17 protein-coding genes are annotated in these 16584 nt (G+C 66.5%); 5 read left to right on the plus strand and 12 right to left on the minus strand.

Annotation, left to right across the window (positions count from 1 at the left end; translation table 11 throughout):
* Positions 1-97 precede the first annotated feature (97 nt).
* On the plus strand, positions 98-1243 hold the full coding sequence (rho, locus tag ACFC4D_RS18840; protein ID WP_376064985.1) for a transcription termination factor Rho: 1146 nt from the start codon (positions 98-100) through the stop codon (positions 1241-1243).
* Positions 1244-1246: 3 nt separating this feature from the next.
* Here the strand turns inward: rho and ACFC4D_RS18845 are convergent, their stop codons facing one another.
* From ACFC4D_RS18845 to ACFC4D_RS18860, 4 genes are all read right to left on the minus strand, one after another.
* Positions 1247-2017 carry an alpha/beta hydrolase gene (locus ACFC4D_RS18845; protein WP_376064988.1) on the minus strand — a complete coding sequence of 257 codons (771 nt, stop codon included), beginning with the start codon at positions 2015-2017 and terminating at the stop codon, positions 1247-1249.
* 104 nt (positions 2018-2121) lie between these two features.
* A complete protein-coding gene (gene pheT, locus ACFC4D_RS18850) occupies positions 2122-4623 on the minus strand; it encodes a phenylalanine--tRNA ligase subunit beta (protein ID WP_375967915.1) in 2502 nt (833 codons plus the stop codon).
* A 34-nt stretch (positions 4624-4657) separates the two neighbouring features.
* Positions 4658-5722: a phenylalanine--tRNA ligase subunit alpha gene (pheS, locus tag ACFC4D_RS18855; RefSeq protein ID WP_375968232.1), complete on the minus strand. Its 1065-nt coding sequence runs from the start codon at positions 5720-5722 to the stop codon at positions 4658-4660.
* A gap of 151 nt (positions 5723-5873) precedes the next feature.
* On the minus strand, positions 5874-6518 hold the full coding sequence (locus ACFC4D_RS18860) for a nitroreductase family protein (protein ID WP_376064989.1): 645 nt from the start codon (positions 6516-6518) through the stop codon (positions 5874-5876).
* A 72-nt stretch (positions 6519-6590) separates the two neighbouring features.
* On the opposite strand from ACFC4D_RS18860, the gene ACFC4D_RS18865 reads away from it, so the two are divergent.
* Positions 6591-6968 (plus strand): winged helix-turn-helix transcriptional regulator, encoded by a 378-nt coding sequence (locus ACFC4D_RS18865; protein ID WP_376065537.1) that lies wholly within the window; start codon positions 6591-6593, stop codon positions 6966-6968.
* Here ACFC4D_RS18865 and ACFC4D_RS18870 read toward each other — a convergent pair.
* The gene (locus ACFC4D_RS18870; protein ID WP_376064991.1) at positions 6928-7497 is read right to left on the minus strand and encodes a hypothetical protein; all 570 of its coding nucleotides are present in this window, start codon (positions 7495-7497) and stop codon (positions 6928-6930) included. The two genes, ACFC4D_RS18865 and ACFC4D_RS18870, sit on opposite strands and share 41 nt — an antisense overlap.
* 126 nt (positions 7498-7623) lie before the next feature.
* Positions 7624-9075 (minus strand): MFS transporter, encoded by a 1452-nt coding sequence (locus tag ACFC4D_RS18875; protein ID WP_376064994.1) that lies wholly within the window; start codon positions 9073-9075, stop codon positions 7624-7626.
* Between the two features lie 104 nt (positions 9076-9179).
* On the opposite strand from ACFC4D_RS18875, the gene ACFC4D_RS18880 reads away from it, so the two are divergent.
* Positions 9180-9749 (plus strand): TetR/AcrR family transcriptional regulator, encoded by a 570-nt coding sequence (locus tag ACFC4D_RS18880; RefSeq protein WP_375967923.1) that lies wholly within the window; start codon positions 9180-9182, stop codon positions 9747-9749.
* 9 nt (positions 9750-9758) lie between these two features.
* On the opposite strand, the gene ACFC4D_RS18885 is transcribed toward ACFC4D_RS18880, so the two are convergent.
* The 5 genes from ACFC4D_RS18885 to infC form a co-directional block, all read right to left on the minus strand.
* Positions 9759-11276, minus strand: coding sequence for an APC family permease (locus ACFC4D_RS18885; protein ID WP_376064995.1), 1518 nt, complete (start codon positions 11274-11276; stop codon positions 9759-9761).
* Positions 11277-11356: 80 nt separating this feature from the next.
* On the minus strand, positions 11357-12160 hold the full coding sequence (locus ACFC4D_RS18890; RefSeq protein ID WP_376064998.1) for a TrmH family RNA methyltransferase: 804 nt from the start codon (positions 12158-12160) through the stop codon (positions 11357-11359).
* 37 nt (positions 12161-12197) lie between these two features.
* Positions 12198-12578 carry a 50S ribosomal protein L20 gene (rplT, locus tag ACFC4D_RS18895; protein WP_043650578.1) on the minus strand — a complete coding sequence of 127 codons (381 nt, stop codon included), beginning with the start codon at positions 12576-12578 and terminating at the stop codon, positions 12198-12200.
* Between the two features lie 91 nt (positions 12579-12669).
* Positions 12670-12864: a 50S ribosomal protein L35 gene (rpmI, locus tag ACFC4D_RS18900; protein WP_330181812.1), complete on the minus strand. Its 195-nt coding sequence runs from the start codon at positions 12862-12864 to the stop codon at positions 12670-12672.
* A 64-nt stretch (positions 12865-12928) separates the two neighbouring features.
* Positions 12929-13651 (minus strand): translation initiation factor IF-3, encoded by a 723-nt coding sequence (gene infC, locus ACFC4D_RS18905; protein ID WP_364644180.1) that lies wholly within the window; start codon positions 13649-13651, stop codon positions 12929-12931.
* 341 nt (positions 13652-13992) lie between these two features.
* Between infC and ACFC4D_RS18910 the strand changes: the two genes are divergently transcribed.
* The gene (locus tag ACFC4D_RS18910; RefSeq protein WP_364643183.1) at positions 13993-14361 is read left to right on the plus strand and encodes a DUF1844 domain-containing protein; all 369 of its coding nucleotides are present in this window, start codon (positions 13993-13995) and stop codon (positions 14359-14361) included.
* 14 nt (positions 14362-14375) lie between these two features.
* Here ACFC4D_RS18910 and ACFC4D_RS18915 read toward each other — a convergent pair whose 3' ends face one another.
* On the minus strand, positions 14376-15230 hold the full coding sequence (locus tag ACFC4D_RS18915) for an SGNH/GDSL hydrolase family protein (RefSeq protein ID WP_376065000.1): 855 nt from the start codon (positions 15228-15230) through the stop codon (positions 14376-14378).
* A 392-nt stretch (positions 15231-15622) separates the two neighbouring features.
* On the opposite strand from ACFC4D_RS18915, the gene ACFC4D_RS18920 reads away from it, so the two are divergent.
* A complete protein-coding gene (locus ACFC4D_RS18920) occupies positions 15623-16447 on the plus strand; it encodes an LppX_LprAFG lipoprotein (protein WP_375968234.1) in 825 nt (274 codons plus the stop codon).
* Positions 16448-16584: the final 137 nt, after the last annotated feature.

Raw genomic sequence — 16584 nt, forward strand, 5'->3', positions numbered from 1 at the left:
CCCTCCCGAGTTCGAATCCAGCTTGAGCTCCGAATTTTCTTCGAGCGCTGACGTTTACCCGAACTCGGTTCACCACACCTTCTTCAGGAGAACCATCATGACTACCATCAACCCCGACCTCGGTCTCGAGGTCATCGAAACACTCTCTCCCGCAACGGGAATCCTCGATATCAGCGGACATACGGCGATACTGCGCCACCGCGGATACCTGCCCGGGCCGGGCGATATCCATGTGCCGAACCACCTGATTCGCGAACATGGACTGCGTCGCGGTGATGCAATCACCGGTCTGGCGCAGCCGAATGGCAAGGGCGGCAAGCTCGCCCCGCTCGTCCGGGTCGACGCGGTCAATGACCGGCCGACCGGCGAGACCAAGGCCCGGCCGCGTTTCGCGGACCTGACCCCCATCCATCCCGATGAGCGCCTGCGCCTGGAAACCGAGCCGAACAAGCTCACCACCCGGGTCACCGATCTGATCATGCCGATCGGCAAAGGACAGCGCGCGCTCATCGTCGCACCGCCCAAGGCGGGCAAAACCTCTGTGCTGCAAGCGATTGCGCACGGGATCGCCGCCAATCATCCGGAGGCGCACCTCATGCTGGTGCTGATCGGCGAACGACCCGAGGAGGTCACCGAATTCACCCGCGGTGTACCCGGCGAGGTCATCGCCGCCACCTTCGATCACTCCCCCGCCGAACAGACCGCGCTCGCGGAACTCGCCATCGAACGCGCACAGCGCCTGGTGGAGCAGGGCCGCGATGTGGTGGTGCTGCTGGATTCGCTCACCCGATTGGCTCGGGCGTACAACACCTCCGGACCCGCATCGGGCCGAATCCTTTCCGGCGGTGTGGATTCCACCGCATTGCTGCCACCCAAGAAGTTCCTCGGCTCGGCGCGCAATATCGAGCACGGCGGTTCGCTCACGATTATCGCCACCGCACTGGTGGAGACCGGTTCGCTGGCCGACACCGTCATCTTCGAGGAGTACAAGGGCACCGGCAATGCCGAACTCAAACTGGATCGCACCCTCGCGAGCCGGCATGTGTTCCCGGCCGTCGATATCGCCAAGTCCAGCACCCGGCGCGATGATCTGCTGCACACGCCCGCCGAGCATGCGGCGGTGAGCAAACTCCGCCGCACCCTGGCCGAACTCGACGATCAGAAAGCCCTGGACCTCATGCTCGATGGTCTGCGGCGCACCGGCAGCAATGCCGAATTCCTGCTCAATATCACTCGCAAGTAAGCACTATCGGGTCGGCAGGACTTTCGCCACCCATTCCGCCACGGTGTTCGCCCACCCCGGTTTCAACACGATGTCATTGTGCGCACCGCCCGGATAGATCACCAATTCCTTGGGCTCCGGAGCCGCCGCGAACAGTTCGCGCCCCATCCGCACCGGCAGTAATTCATCGTGATCCCCGTGCATGATCAGCACCGGACACGTCAGCCCCCGAATCCGCTTCAGACTTGGATAAGCGTTGGGCACGAACACCTTCGGCAGATACGGATACACCGCTCCCGCCGCATCCCGCAATCCGGTGAACGTCGACATGAGTACCAGCGCGGCGGGCGGATACGCGGTCACCAATTCCATCATCACTCCCCCGCCGAGCGATTTCCCCAGGTACACAACCCTTTCCGGATCAACACCGTCCTGGGCCAGCAACGCCTCCCGAGCGGCCCGCGCATCCAGATACGTCCCCCGCTCGGAAGGCCGCCCGGAGCTGCGCCCGTACCCCCGATAATCGAACACCAGCACATCGAACCCGGCCGCCGCCAGCAATGCCAGCACCGGCGACCGATCCCCGATATTCCCGCCATTCCCATGCGCGAAAAGTATGTGCCCCAACGGTTCCCCCACCGCCCGCACAAACCACGCGTTAACCGCCTCCCCATCCGCAGTCCGCAACAACAGATCCTCGAACCCCACCCCGAACTGCTCGGGCGTCGCATAGATCCGCCGATCCCCCGGAACATAGGTCAGCACATTGAGAATCGTCTCCGCCGGATGCCGCATACACCCTTCCTACCGCACCTGATCCAATTCGCTCCGTCAGGCACGAAACCCCGGCAACGCGCTGTCGCAGTTGCCGGGGTTTCGTGTCTGATCAGACTGGAACGTCAGCCGCGCAGTACCGCTCCCACCGCGTCGGCTGCGGCCGCGACTGCCGAGTCGCGGGCCGCGCTGGCCTCATCTTCGGTGAGGGTGCGGTCGGGGGCGCGGAAGCGGAGGGCGTAGGTGAGGGATTTGCGGCCCTCGCCTGCTTGGGTGCCTTCGTAGACGTCGAAGAGGGAGATCTTTTCGAGGAGGGCGCCTGCGCCGGAGCGGAGGGCCGACTCGACCGAGGCCGCCGGGACGGCCTTGTCGACGCTGACCGAGACGTCCTGGAGGACCGCGGGGAACGCGGAAACCACTGGGGCGGGGCGGTTTTCGCGGAGCGGGAGGGCGTCCAGGTTGATGACCACGGCGCAGGTGCGCGGCGGGAGGCCGGAACGTTCCAGGACGGCGGGGTGCAGTTCGCCCGCGTGGCCGACGACGGTGCCGTCCACCAGGAGTTCGGCGCAGCGGCCGGGATGCCAGGGCAGGTAGGCCGTGGCGCGGCGTTCGATGACCAGGCCGGTGGTTTCGGCGACCACGTCGACCAGGGCGAAGGCATCGGCGGCCTCGACCGGACGACCCGCACCGTGCGGGCCGCGCGGTTCGCGCTTACCGGTCAGCACGGCGGCCACATGCACCGGCTGCGACGGCAGCGAGCGCAGCAGGACGTTGATCTCGTCCTCGGTGGGACGGCGATCCACCGGCAGCGGGCCGACCGGGCCGGTGTCCGGGGTGCGGCGCACCACCTGGGCGATGCCGTAGATGGCGAGATCGCGTTCACCGCGAGAGATATTGCGGGCGGCCACTTCCAGCAGACCGGGCAGCAGCGTGGAAGCCAGCTCCGGGCGGTCCGCGTCGAGCGGGTTGAGCACGCGCATGGTGTCGCGGCGCGGATCGTCGGCGTCCAGACCCCAGACGTCGAAGACGTCGCGGGCCATGAAGACCGGCGTCGGCACCTCGACGCAACCCTCGAACGCGAGCGCCTTGCTGATCGCGCGGCGGCGCTTCTGCTCGGCGGTCAGACCGCGACCGGCGGGCGCGGACGGCAGCACCGACGGGATCTTGTCCAGACCTTCCAGGCGCAGCACCTCCTCCACCAGATCGGCGGGCTGGGTGAGATCGGGCCGCCAGGTCGGCGGGGTGACGATGAGCTGACCGTGCCCGGCGTCGCTGACGCCGACCTCGACCACACAGCCGACCTGCTGCAGGCGGCGGGTGGAGGTGCCCGGCGCGTACTGCACACCGGCGATACGATCGGCCAGGTCGATATCCATCGTGATGGGCGCGGCGGCCGGAACCGGCACGCGCACATCGGTCAGCACGGATTCGACCGTGCCACCGGCGATTTCGGCGAGCAGCGTGGCGGCGCGATCCAGCGCGGCCAGATTCACCTCGGGATCGACGACCCGCTCGAACCGGCGACTGGCCTCGGAGCCGAGCTTATGGCGGCGCGCGGTGCGCGCCACGGCGATCGGATTCCAGGTGGCGGCCTCGAGAATGATATCCGTCGACTCGTCGCCGACCTCGGTGCTCGCACCGCCCATGATGCCCGCGAGCGAGATGACACCCGAATCATCGGCGATCACAACATCTTCGGCATCGAGGGTGCGCTCGACCTCATCGAGGGTGCGCAGCGTCTCGCCCTTGTTGGCGCGCCGCACCACGAGTCCGCCCGACACCTTGGCGGCGTCGAACGCGTGCAGCGGCTGACCCAGTTCGAGCATGACGTAGTTGGTGACGTCCACCGCCGGGGAGATCGGGCGCACGCCCGAGAGCAGCAGCCGGCGCTGCAACCACCACGGGCTCACCGCCGTCGGATCGACACCGGTCACGCGGCGCACCGCGAAACGCGTGCACTGCGATTCCGAATCGATGCGCACCGGCCACGCCTCGGCATCGGAGTCGGGCAGCAGGCGCACGGCCGGATCCTGGAATTCCAGATCGAAACCGCAGGCCAGCTCACGCGCCAGACCGCGCGCGGAGAAGGCGTAACCGCGGTCCGGGGTGATGGCGAGTTCGATGACGGTGTCATCGAGTCCGAGCAGCTCATTGGCGTCCGCACCGGGTTCGGCGGTGCCGGGCTCGAGCACCAGAATCCCGTTGTGGTCCTTGCCGATCGCGAGTTCGGCGACCGAGCAGATCATGCCGTTCGAGGTGTGCCCGTACGTCTTGCGCGAGGCGATCTTGAAACCGCCGGGCAGCTCACCGCCCGGCAGCACCACGACCACCAGATCGCCGACGGCGAAATTGCGTGCGCCGCAGACGATCTCCTGCAACTCGGGCTGACCGATCTCGACCTTGCAGAAGCGGATCGGCTTCTTGAACTCGGTCAGCTCGGTGATCTCGGCGACCCGCCCGACCACCAGCGGATGCTCGATCTCACCGCCCACCCGCTGCAGCCGATCGACCTCCTCGACCTCCAGGCCGACCCGGACGAATCCGGCGTCGAGCTCCTCCGGCGTCACCGACCACCCGGGAGTGGTGCGCTGCAGGATTTCCGTCAGCCAGGACTGCGCTACTCGCACTTGACGTTTCGCTTCCTTGTTAAGAGGGTCGGGGTCAGGCTTGGATGCCGAAGGGCAGCGTGAAACGCACGTCACCCTCGACGATGTCGCGCATATCGGGCAGGCCATTGCGGAACTGCAAGGTCCGCTCCAGCCCCATGCCGAAGGCGAAACCGCTGTACACCTCGGGGTCGATACCGCTGGCGATCAGCACCTTCGGATTGACCATGCCGCAGCCGCCCCACTCGACCCAGCCCGGCCCGCCCTTCTTGTCCTCGAACCACACATCGACCTCGGCCGACGGTTCGGTGAAGGGGAAGAAGCTCGGCCGCATGCGCGTGGTGGTGTTCGGGCCGAACAGCGCCTTCGCGAAATGATCCAGCGTGCCCTTCAGATGCGCCATGGTCAGGCCCTTATCGATGGCCAGACCCTCCACCTGCGAGAACACCGGGGTGTGCGTGGCATCGAGCTCATCGGTGCGGAACGTGCGACCCGGGCACACCACATAGATGGGCAGCTCACGAGAAAGCATGGAGCGCACCTGAACCGGCGAGGTGTGCGTGCGCAGCACCTGCCGCGAACCCTCCGGCGCGATATGGAAGGTGTCCTGCATGGTGCGCGCCGGATGATCCGGCAGGAAGTTCAGGGCATCGAAATTGAAATGCTCGGTCTCGACCTCGGGACCCTCGGCGATCTCCCAGCCCATGGCGACGAACACATCGCCGACGCGCTCGGACAGCGCGTTGATGGGATGCCGCGCGCCGACCGCGGCCCGACGCGCGGTCACGGTGACATCGATGGCCTCGGCCACCAGCACCGCGGCATCGCGCTCGGCGAGCAGCTGGGCGTTGCGGGCCTCGAAGGCGGCGGTGACCCGCTGGCGCGCCACGTTCACGCGCTTACCGGCCTCGGCCTTCTCCTCCTTGGGCAGGGTGCCGAGGGAGCGCTGCGCCAGCGAGATCGGCGATTTACCGCCCATGAACTCGGTCTTCGCGCTCGCCAGGGCTTCCAGATCGGCGGCAGCGGCGAAGGCCTTTTCGGCGGCTTCGGCAGCGGCGCCGAGGGATTCCTCGGTCAGCGCCGCGGTCTGCTCGGCACGGTCGATATCGTCGGCCACGATGCTTCGTCTCTCCCCTGGCTGGTCTGGGTAGGGCGGATCTTCTCCCCTATTCTTGCTGGTCGAATCGTAAGGCTTGTACTCAGCCCGGTTCACCCGGTTTTCCCGCAGGCAGCGCGCACCGCGTCGGCGTGGTGCGCGCCACCATCGGGCCTCACGCGGCGGGATAGGTTTCGCGGAAAACCGTATGGCTCACGCTCCGGCGACCCGGGTGAATCCGATCCTCGGCGGCATAGCCGACGGACATCAACAGGGCGATCGACAGGTCCGGGCGATCCTCGATGCCGATGACCTTCTTCACCCTGTCCTCATCCCAGCCGTTCATGGGCGAGGTGGCCAGACCCAGCTCGGTGGCGGCCAGCATGACGAAGCTCGCGGCGATCATGGCGTCCTTCACCGCGTACTCGCGCAGCAGTCCGCGCTCGGCCAGCCCCTGCTGGAATTCCTGCGAGGCGGCGGCGAATCCGGTGATGAACTCCTCGTTCCACGCGCCATTGCTACGGGCCAGTTCATAGACATCGGACCGATCCTTTTGCCACGCTTGGGTTTCCGCGACAAAGACGAGCAGCACCGGAGCTTCCTGCGGCTGCGGCTGACCACCGGTGGCCCAGGTCAGGCCCTCACGCCCGGCGGTATCGGTGATCACCACGATGGACCGATCCTGCAGATTCCAGCTGGTCGGCGCTTCCATGGCGAGTTCGAGCAGGGTGTCCAGATCGGCGGGAGCGACCGGATCGGGCCGGTAATGCCGGACGGTGCGGCGGGTGCGAATGGCTTGGGCGACTGAGATCGTGTTCATGCCACTAACTATCGGAGAGTGACAATCATTCGGGAAGTAGGCACTAATTAGTGCGCTACTCTCCTACAGGTGATGATGCTCGTGGAATCCTCCGGCTTGCCCGCCGACGTCTACTCCGCCAAATGCCCCACCCGCCAGGTCCTGGACCACATCGCGGGCAAATGGACCATCCTGATCATCGACGCCCTGCACGAGCAGGGCCCCATGCGCTACACCGAACTCTCCCGCCGCATCGGCGGCGTCTCCCAGAAAATGCTCACCCAAACCCTGCGCAGCCTGGAAACCGACGGATTCCTCATCCGCACGGTCGAACCCACCATCCCACCCCGAGTCGACTACGAACTCACCGACCTCGGCCGCAGCCTCGCCGAACCCATTGCGGCCCTACGCAACTGGACCGAACAACACATCAACGAGGTCGAGCGCGCCCGCGCGCGGCGAGATCGGTGAGGGTGGCGGCGATGCGTTCGACGTGGGCGCGGCCGGTGCCGTAGTCGACGGCGGTGAAGCGGACGCGTGGACGGCTTTCGATCAGGACCGACGAGGTGTCGGGGGTGTCGGATTCGACTGTGATGGTGAGGGTTTCGCCGAAGGTCTGCCAGGACATGGGGGTTTGGGCGGTGATTCGGCCGGTGGTGGCGTCCTCGGTGGCGATGCGCGCCGGAAGGGTGCGCAGGACCTGTTGGGCCAAGGCGTAGGACTGCTGGGGTGGGCGCGGCAGGTGGATGCGGGCATGCTGGGACAGGCCCGGGTTCGCGGCGTCGGTGTATACGGCGCCGCGGGCGGCGCGTAGTTGGCGGGTGCCTGCGAAGGCGGCTATCAGCGCACCGAAGATCACACCGGCGATCAGGCCGCCCAGCACGGCGGAGGTGTTGCGGGCGAAGCTGATCGAGTCGTACAGGCCGATCAGCACACCGAACGGGATGCCGGTGAGCAGGAAGATTCTGAGGTAAAGCCGTGCCGCGGCAGCCTGATTCATGAGCGCTCCAATCCTTCACCCTGGTTACGGGACGGACCGGACATGAGTTCACCCCTTCCGATAACGGATCGGAAGGGGTGAATCGCGATATGGGAACGGCTACCGCAAGCTCGGCCGGCTACCGGATCAGTGCACGAGTTCGGTTGCGCCGTCACCGAGTTCGGCGGCGATGGCCTTGCGGCCGGGGATCAGGGTGGCGATGAGCGCACCGACCGCGACGATGGCCGCGCCGACCGCCACGGCGGGAGCCAGACCGTCGACGTAGGTTTGCGGGGTGCCGTAGCCGCCCCGGGAGGCGAAGACCGAGGCGAGTACCGCGACACCCATGGCGACGCCGACCTCACGCACGGTCGAGCTGGTGCCCGAGGCCATACCGCGATCCTCCTCGGATGCGCTGGCCATGACGACCGTGGACGCCGGTGCGAAGGTCAGGCCCATGCCGACGCCGCCGAGGATGAACGGCAGCACGAATGAGCTGTAGGAGACGTCGACCTCGGCGATCAGCGCCATCCAGCCGAGGGCCGCCGCCAGGAAGACCTGACCCACCACGACCAGCACGCGCGGCCCGACCTTGTCCACGAGCAGACCCGCGATCGGAGCCACCACCATCGGAGCCATGGTCCACGGCATGGTGCGGATACCGGATTCCAGCGGCGTATAGCCCTGCACGACCTGGAAGTACTGCGACAGCAGGAAGATCGAGCCGAAGACGCCGAGCGAGAACGCGAAATTGACGGTGTTGATCGCGCTGAAACCGCGGGAGCGGAACAGGCGCAGCGGCAGCATCGGCTCGGCGACCCGCAATTCCCACACCACGAACGCCGCCAGCAACGCGGCACCGCCGAGCAGACCGCTCAGCACCGGGGTGGAGGTCCAGCCGTCATCCGCACCGTGAATGACGCCCCACACCACCGCCAGCACGCCACCGGCCGACAGCAGCAGCCCGACCACATCCAAACGCCTTGCGCTGCCGAAGGATTCGCTCAGCACCCGAGCAACGAACGGCAGCGCGAGAATTCCGATGGGCACGTTCAACCAGAAGATCCACTGCCAGCTCAGGCCGTCCACGACCGCGCCACCGACCACCGGGCCCAGCGCCACACCGAGACCGGTGATACCACCCCAGATGCCGATGGCGGCACTGCGCATCTTCTCCGGTACATGCGCGGAGAGCAGTGTCAGCGACAGCGGCATGACGGCGGCCCCGCCGAAGCCCTGAATCGCGCGGAACAGGATCAACATCCATGGCTCGGTGGCCATCGCGCACGCCGCCGACGCGGCGGTGAACAGGGCGATGCCGATCAGGAAAAGCCGCCGACGGCCGAGCCGATCACCGAGCGCGGAGGCGGTGAGCAGGAGCGAGGCGAACGACAGTGTGTAGGCGTTGATGAACCACTGCAGATCACTCAGCGAGGCGTTGAGTTCGGTGCGAATGACCGGCAGCGCGTTGGTCACGACCAGATTGTCCAGCACCACCATGAACATCGGGATGCCGACGGCGGCCAGCACGGCGGCCAGCGGCGGCGTGCGCACACCGGAAACCGGCTGCGCAGCGGGTGTTTCGAGTACTTCAGTCATATCCGGTTCCCTAGTTGTAATCGACTGATAACTAGAGAGTATGCATCGACTGATAACATGTCAATGGTGCATCCGGCCCGCCACTGACGAGGAGGCTCACAGCCATGGCGAGAACACGCATGACCGCCAGCGAGCGCGGCGAGCAGGTACTCGCGGCCGCCGTCACCGCCTTCGCCGAATCCGGTTATGCCGCAACCAAAACCGATGAGATCGCGCGCCGCGCCGGGGTATCGCAGCCCTATGTCATCCGGCTCTTCGGCACCAAACAGCAGCTCTTCCTGGCCGCGCTGCGCCAGGTCTGCGATCGCATCGAGGAACTGTTCCGGGCCGCGGCCGAACAGACCCCGCCGGAGGCGACCACCCGGGAAGCGCTGGAGAATCTCGGCGACGCCTACAAGGTCCTGCTCACCGAGCGCGATCTACCGCGCGTCATGCTGCACGGCTTCTCCGCGAGCAATGATCCGGCGATCGGCCCGGTCATGCGCGAACGGTTCGGCGAGATCTACCAGCTGGTCCGCGATCTGACCGGCGCGTCGGCGAGCGAGGCCGGCGGATTCATCGCCACCGGCATGCTGCTCACCGATATGGCGGCCATGCAGGTGGTCGGCCCGGAGGCGATCGAAACCCCCTGGGCCACCGAGATTCTCACCTGTTTCGAGGCCGAGGAACTGTAGCGATCTACCTCAGCCGTGCGTGGGCGATTCCGCCTCGGCGGCGGGCGCGTCGGCCTCGATGATCTGTTCGGTCGGCTCGGGCAGCTGCCGCGCCAGCACCTCACCCCGGAAGAACGGCGGCATCATGCGCGCCAGCACCAGGTAGATGGGAATGCCGAGCAGCAGCGTGCCGACGCCCAGTACGAAGATCGCGCTGAACCACGAGGTCACCGCCGTCCATCCGGCCGCGAACAACAGGGCGAAGCCGCCCAGTGCGGGCAGCACCCCCTTCATGACGAAATCCCTTGGGCTGGAAGCGAACCGGTCGCGATACAGCCAGGCGCAACTGAGGCCGGTGAGCCCGTAGTACAGCCCGATCGAAATACCGATCGCCGTCACCGCCTCCGCGATGAGCCGCCCGCCCGAGGCGAAATTCAGGCCCACGTACAGCACCACCGATACCGCGCCGAACACGATCGTGGAGAACACCGGCGTCCGGAAGCGCGGATGAATCCGCCCGAACGCGGCGGGCAGCGCGTGATGCAGCGCCATCGAATAGGTGGCGCGCGCGGTCGGCAGAATCGTGGTCTGCGTGGACGCCGCCGCCGAGGTGAGCACCATCAGGAACAGCAGATGCACCAGCACCGAACCCACCGGCCCCGCGCCGAACACCGCATTGCCCAGCGCGCCCAGCACATCGTCGACGTGATCGGGATTGGCGAGTCCGAGCCCCTCGGTGCCCGCGCCGACGAACGCCTGCCCGGCAACGGTCACCAGCAGATACAGCGCGACCAGCGTGACGGTGGACAGCACCGCCGCCCGGCCCGGCGTATGCCGCGGATCGACGGTCTCCTGATTCACCGCGACCGCCGAATCCCAGCCCCAGTAGATGAAGACCATCAGCAGCATGGCGGTGACGAAGTCCGAGAACGACCCGATCTCGAACGGGTTGAACCAGGACCACTCCGGCATATGCGCCCCCTCCGGGGCATTGCCGATCCCGACACGCACCAGCGCCACCACCGAGAACACGACCAGCATCCCGAATTCGACCGTCAGCAGCCAGGATTGCAGCCGCGCGGACACATCGATCCCGTATACCGCGATCGCGGTCATGACCACGAGATAGACAATTCCCAGCAACAGCACCCAGGGATTGGTCGCATCCGCGCCGATGCCGTGCGCCCCGAACAGATGGAAGGTGTACTGCGAACTGATCTGCGCCAGGCTCGCCATCACCAGCAGATCCGACACCACGATCGCCCACCCGGACATCCATCCGGTGAACGGCCCGAACGCGCGCGTGGCCCACACGAACGTGGTCCCCGGATCCGGTTCCACCGCATTGAGATCCCGGTACCCGATGGCCACCAGCAGCATGGGAATGAACGCCAGCACCACAATGATCGGCGATTGCAGTCCGACCGCCGCGACCACGAGGCCGAGCGTGGCGGTAATGCTGTACGCGGGTCCGGCCGAGGCCACCCCGATCACCACACTGGATGCCAGGGAAAGCGCACCGGAGCGCAGAGTACTGGGCGAAGTCACCGGACAACATTAAGGGCTATCACCCAGCACACCGAATCGCGGGACCGCCCGAACCGGACGATCCCGCGATCGGAAATCGATCAGCGCCGGGCGGCGTACTGCACGCGCGCGCTGGCGTAGAGGCAGATCGACGCCGCCGCAGCCAGATTCAGGCTTTCGGCGCGGCCGTGGATGGGAATGCGGACGCGATGGGTCGCGCGCTCGGCGATCTCCCGGTCCAGTCCGTGCGCCTCATTGCCGAAGAGCCAGGCGACCGGGCCGCGCAGGATGTCATCGGCCTCATCGAGGTCGACCTCACCCTTGGCGGTGGTGGCCAGGATGGTGATGCCCGCGGCTTCCAAGGCGGACAGCACCTTCTCGGTATCGCGCTGCCGCGCGATCGGCAGATGGAACAGGCTGCCCGCTCCGGCGCGCACGCATTTGCCATTGTGCGGATCCACCGAATCACCGGCCAGCACAACGCCATTCGCGCCCACCGCATCGGCGACTCGAATGAGGGTGCCCGCATTGCCGGGATCGGCCATGCCGACGGGCACGGCGAGCAGGCTCGGCGCGGCACGCAGCACCTCGGTCACCGGCACATCGACCTGACGGCAGACCGCGACCAGTCCGGGCGGAGTCACGGTCTCCCCCAGCGCTTCCGCGGCGCGATCGCTGACCAGTGTGGTGCGCACGCCGTTCGCGGCGGCACCGGCGACCAATTCGGTTTCGCGGCTGGCAGCCTTGAGCGAATAGAAGAGCTCTTCCACCCGATCCGTATCCAGGGCCGCCTCAACCGAATTCGCGCCCTCGGCGAGGAAGAGCCCGGACTTGCGGCGCACCGGCGCGCGGTGCAGCTTAACGGCCGAAACGACCCGCGGGTTGCGCTCGGAGAGCGCTTCCACGGGTCGTTCCGAATTCTGCTGTGTCGTCACGCAGGGCTTAGGCAGCCGGGGCGTTGACGTCGGCAGGCAGGGCAGCCTTGGCGACGGCCACGAGACCGGCGAAGGCCTCGGCGTCGGAGACGGCCAGCTCGGCCAGGATCTTGCGGTCGACCTCGACACCCGCGGCCTTGAGGCCCTGGATGAAGCGGTTGTAGGTGATGTCGTTCAGACGCGCGGCGGCGTTGATACGAGCGATCCACAGCTTGCGGAAGTCACCCTTGCGCGCGCGGCGGTCGCGGTACGCGTAGGTCAGCGAGTGGAGCTGCTGCTCCTTGGCCTTGCGGTACAGCCGCGAGCGCTGGCCGCGGTAGCCCTTGGAGGCCTCGAGTACGGAACGGCGCTTCTTCTGAGCGTTTACGGCCCTTTTGACGCGTGCCACTTGTCAGTCCTTGATCGATTCGGCGGGCGCTGCGGTCGCGCCCGGAGTGGGTCGGGGTCGGCGTTCGAGAACGCGAGTTGCTGTGCGAGTCTTAGAGACCGAGCAGCTTCTTGATGCGGGGAACGTCAACCGTGGCGACGGCCTCCGTGCCTTCCAGACGGCGGGTCCGGCGAGAGGACTTGTGCTCGAGCAGGTGGCGGCGGTTGGCCTGCTCACGACGGAGCTTGCCACTGCCGGTCACCTTGAATCGCTTCGAGGCACCGCTGTGCTTCTTCATCTTCGGCATGGATTCCTCTAATCTGTCTCGTCCCGAGGGCGCGCCGAAGCGCGCCGCCGGAGCCTGATCGTTATTACTGCTGCGGGGTGGCCGCCGAAGCCTCGGCACCCGGCGCTTCGGCCGGAGCCGCCGCAACCTCGGTGGCCGGAGCCTCAGCCGGAGCCGCGGCCGCGGGCGCACTGCTGCGCTGCGGCGCCGAGCTGGCTTCGTTCTGCGCCTTCACCCGCGTCTTCGCGCCCTTGTGGGGTGCGAGGACCATGGTCATGTTTCGGCCGTCCTGCTTGGCCGAAGTTTCGACGAAACCGAGATCGGCGACGTCGGAGGCCAATCGCTGCAACAGCCGGAACCCGAGTTCGGGGCGCGACTGCTCACGACCGCGGAACATGATCGTGACTTTGACCTTCGAGCCGGCTTCGAGGAAGCGAACGACGTTGCGCTTCTTGGTCTCGTAGTCGTGGTCGTCGATCTTCGGGCGGAGCTTCTGCTCCTTGATCACGGTCTGGACCTGGTTCTTCCGAGATTCACGCGCCTTCTGCGCGGTCTCGTACTTGAACTTGCCGTAGTCCATGATCTTGCATACCGGCGGACGCGCGTCCGGTGCGACCTCGACCAGGTCGAGGTCAGCCTCCATGGCGACGCGTAGTGCATCTTCAACACGCACGATCCCGACCTGCTCACCACCCGGTCCGATGAGGCGGACCTCGGGTACGCGGATGCGATCGTTGATGCGAGTCTCAGTGCTGATGGGGCCTCCTAGGTCAAGCGGTTCGTCAACGACCGCAAGCAATAACTGCAACCCCAATTTCAACACGAAAGCCCCGGGTTGGTATTTCTCCAACACGGGGCCCGAGTCGACCGATCCACGACGCAAACAACTCGCATCGCACCTGTACAGGGCGAACCCATACAGATACCCATCCGGAAAAGGATGGGCGACCGGAACCGCTAGCCCGATTCGAAGATCGGCGGACGGTGGGAGTCGGGCTCCACTTGATGCCCCGGGTAGTTACATGAAGATTGACAGCATGCGACGCACCGGGGCGGTCGTCGCAGAAGAGTCTAACAGCCCATCGCCGTAGCTCCGAATCGGCCGCCCCCTGGACCAGCGGCAACCCGGTCGATGCCAAGATCTAGGGCATGAGCGAGGCACTACACGAACAGGAGTCGGCCCTCATCGACGGTGAGGTCGTGCGCGAGCTGGCCGATATCCCGGCGGTGGAGGTCATCAGCCGCGCCGCCGTCATGCTGATGAGTTCGGCCGCCGAGAAGCTCGGCCTGGGCGAGGCCGATCCCTCGACCAGCCCGCACCTGGATCTGGACGAGGCGCGGCGGGTCATCACCGCACTCGCCGGTCTGGTCACCGCGTCGGTGGAATACCTCGGCCCGCACGCCGGACCGATTCGCGATGGCCTGCAGTCGTTGCAGCGCGCGTTCCGCGAGGCGTCGGCGCATCCGGACGCACCGGGCGCGGGCCCGGGCGAGAAGTACACCGGCCCGGTCTACTGATCCGCTGATCCGCGTCAACCCTGGTTGGCACGTACCGCGCGCACGATGATGTCGGCGACGCCGCGCATTCCCTCCAGCGTGGGGTGATAAGGCACCAGGGTCTGGGTCGCGAGCAGCGGCTCGAACCAGCGCACCCCGGCGGGGGCGCACATATCGTGGCCGATCGACTCGGGCTGGGTGTCTATATAGACGGCACCGGCCGCTGTGGCCGCACGAGAAACGACGGCATTGAGACGGTCGAACGCGGCCTGGATATGAACCGCGTCCTCGGGGCGCAGGCCGATCAGGTCCGCGCAGCCGCCGGGGCGGACATAGGTGGGCCAGCCGTCGACGTAGATCTTCGCATTCGGCGCGAGGACCGAAATCTGGTGCAGCGCGGTCGAATACGCGCTCGCGATACCGTCGATATCGGCATCCCAGGCCGGATCGGCGCACGGCTTCAGCCCGGCCAGATGACAGGTCAGGATGTACTTGGTCATCTGGGCGTCGTTCGCGCCGATATGAACTGTCACCAGTGTCGTATTCGGCCCGAGGCCGTCGAACTGCGGTGCGATGCCCGGACCCTGCGAGGTCGTCAGATGCGGGATCTTCGCGGAACTGCAGGTGCGGTCGTCCAGCCTCAGCCCCAACTCCAGGGCGACCAGTTTCGGAGTGTTCGCGGTGGATCGCGCACATTGCAGTGGTGCGCTCGTGTCGAAGTCCTGCACCCCGGTGGTCGCCGCGCCCGAATCCCCCAGTGCCACATACGTTGCGCCACCGTCGGCCGGTGCCGCGGTCGCGGGCGCGGGCGTGGCGGCGGCGGCGAGCGCCAGCAGTGCGGCCGCGAGCAGCCCTGTGCCCCAATGGTTTCGCGGGGTTGTCGGCTTCACTGAATCCCCTATGCGATGAAAGTGATACGCTTCGGTCTCAATTCGATTGTGACGCAGGTTACTCTCTGGGCATACACTCCGCAAGCATGCGGCCGGGGGCAGTAACCCCCGGGTTGCGCACACACCCTGGAGTCCCAGGAAACTCCCAGAATCGGTACATGAAACCGGTCCGGAAAAATTTGCGCACAATTTGCGGATTTACTGTTAACACTCTCAAACCTTTTCGCGCGGAAGCAGTTTCCCGATTACGGGACGGAAAACCTTGGCGCTCGGGACGCGGTGCTGGTTGGATGCCGGATGTAGCGCCCGATCGAGCGCTGCGCATATCAAGTCCTGCATACTGACGCGGGCAGCGGCAGCTGTCCGTCACGAACCTTCGGGGGTTGTACATGATTGACTCGATTACCCAAGAAATCTCCGGGTCGCGGCGGCGACGAGCGGTTGTTCCGGCCATGGTCGCCGCGGCTGCCCTGTTCGGCGCCCTCGTAACCGGTTGCTCCTCTTCCGATTCCGGCTCCTCCACCACCTCGGCCGCCGCGCCCGCCACCGGCCCGCTGCCCGACGGCGGTCAGCTCATCGCCGAATCCTCGCGCACCACCCAGACGCTGCAGTCCGTGCACCTGGACCTCAAGGCCACCGGCCTGGAGAACCTGCCGGTCGATTACGTCAAGGCCGATATCACCAATCAGCCGCAGGGCAGCGGCCAGGCGGTCGGCGAGGCCAAGGTGAAGGTCAAGGAGGGCGACGCCAACTGGACCGAGACCAAGTTCCTGGTCGTGGACAAGACCCTGTACGCCGGTGACGGCACCAAGTACGCACCGGTCGGTCCCGCCGAGAAGATCTACGATCCGGGCGTCATCTTGGACAAGGACAAGGGCCTCGCGCACGTCATCGCCGAGGTGAAGAACCCGAAGGTCGAATCCCGCGAAACCATCAACGGCGTCAACACCGTGAAGGTCTCCGGCACCATCGACACCGCGGTCATCGATCCGGTCGTGCCGCGCATCGGCCAGGCCGCCGGCGTCCTGCCCATCACGCTGTGGATCGCGGACGTCGCGCCGCCGACCGCCTCGGCCACCCCGCTGCCGTCCAGCGCCGCATCGCCCGGCACCGGCCCGAACCTGGTTCGCGCCATCGTCACCAAGGACGGCGGCAATGTCAGCCTGACCCTGTCCAACTGGGGCAAGCCGGTCACCGTCGTCAAGCCGGGCAGCTAGCCGGCATCGACTCGGCCACCGAGTCTCACCACCCGGTCCGGGAAAGCGGAACGGCGGCAATGACTGCCGTCCGCGGTCCCGGACCGGACGCGTCTCGACGCAAGCTTCGCCACGAAAACACCGCTTAAGAAGTTTTT

It is taken from the genome of Nocardia sp. NPDC056000 (assembly GCF_042269265.1).
In the GTDB taxonomy this organism is placed as follows: Bacteria; Actinomycetota; Actinomycetes; order Mycobacteriales; family Mycobacteriaceae; genus Nocardia.